We start from the raw sequence: 960 nt of genomic DNA, 5'->3' as shown, positions 1-960 counted from the left end.
ACATGACTCAGTATCAGCACCCGGTCCATTTGCACGGCATGAGCTTCAAGGTTATTTCTTCGAACCGGCACAAGGTTATCCCGTACTTCACCGACACTTACCTGTTGGGCAAGAACGAGCGCGCGCAAGTGGCGCTGGTGGCTGATAACCCGGGCGTCTGGATGTTCCACTGCCATGTGATCGACCACATGGAAACCGGCCTGATGGCCGCCATCGAGGTGGCGTGATGCGTCAGATACGCCCCGCGGCGATTATCGACCGCAGCCGTGATCGTGATTTCATGCGCGAAGCCCTGGCCCTCGCCGCCGAAGGCGCGGCGCTGGGTGAAGTGCCGGTGGGTGCTGTGCTGGTGCAGGACGGTGAAATCATCGGGCGCGGTTTCAATTGCCCGATCAGCGGCAATGACCCCAGCGCCCACGCCGAGATGGTCGCGATCCGCGCCGCCGCCCAGGCCGCCAGCAACTATCGCCTGCCGGGCAGTACGCTATACGTGACGCTGGAGCCGTGCAGCATGTGCGCCGGGTTGATCGTGCATTCGCGGATTGCGCGGGTGGTGTATGGCGCGCTGGAGCCCAAGGCCGGAATTGTGCAGAGCCAGGGGCAGTTTTTTACCCAGGGCTTTTTGAATCACCGGGTGCTGTACGAAGGCGGGGTGTTGGCCGAGGAGTGCGGGGCAGTATTGAGCGAGTTCTTCAAGGCCCGTAGGGCCAAGCCAGCGGATTAGGCGGCGACAGGTAGGCCGCCTTGCCCGCGAAGCTTTTACTTGCGGGCAACAATCACCGCACGCATCGGCGCCGGCAGCCCTTCGATCGTTTTGCTGTGATCATCCGGATCAAGGAAATCGCTCAACGACTGATACTTCATCCATTCCGTCCCGCGTTGTTCCTCGACCGTGGTCATGCTCACATCCACGCAACGCACATCGCTGAACCCGGCGCGACGCAGCCACAGCTCCAGCGC

Annotated in this window: 3 protein-coding genes; 2 read left to right on the top strand and 1 reads right to left on the bottom strand. The window is 62.0% G+C overall.

Annotation, left to right across the window (positions count from 1 at the left end; genetic code table 11):
* Both AC1DLB_RS30965 and tadA read left to right on the top strand, forming a co-directional pair.
* The coding region (locus AC1DLB_RS30965; protein WP_477786398.1) for a multicopper oxidase domain-containing protein at positions 1-227 on the top strand (227 nt) is incomplete at its 5' end.
* A complete protein-coding gene (gene tadA, locus AC1DLB_RS30960; protein WP_018927040.1) occupies positions 227-724 on the top strand; it encodes a tRNA adenosine(34) deaminase TadA in 498 nt (165 codons plus the stop codon). The genes AC1DLB_RS30965 and tadA, both read left to right, overlap by 1 nt.
* Before the next feature lie 35 nt (positions 725-759).
* On the opposite strand, the gene AC1DLB_RS30955 is transcribed toward tadA, so the two are convergent.
* The coding region (locus AC1DLB_RS30955) for a DUF1698 domain-containing protein (RefSeq protein ID WP_477786397.1) at positions 760-960 on the bottom strand (201 nt) is incomplete at its 5' end.

This window comes from Pseudomonas sp. 05N434, from assembly GCF_056396965.1.
The sequence above is the reverse complement of the archived record's forward strand: the minus strand, read 5'-3'. Positions and strand labels throughout refer to the sequence as shown.

Coding starts and splice junctions, on each gene's coding strand:
- tadA (WP_018927040.1), top strand. CDS start 227: ATGCGTCAGATACGCCCCGCGGCGATTATCGACCGCAGCCGTGATCGT.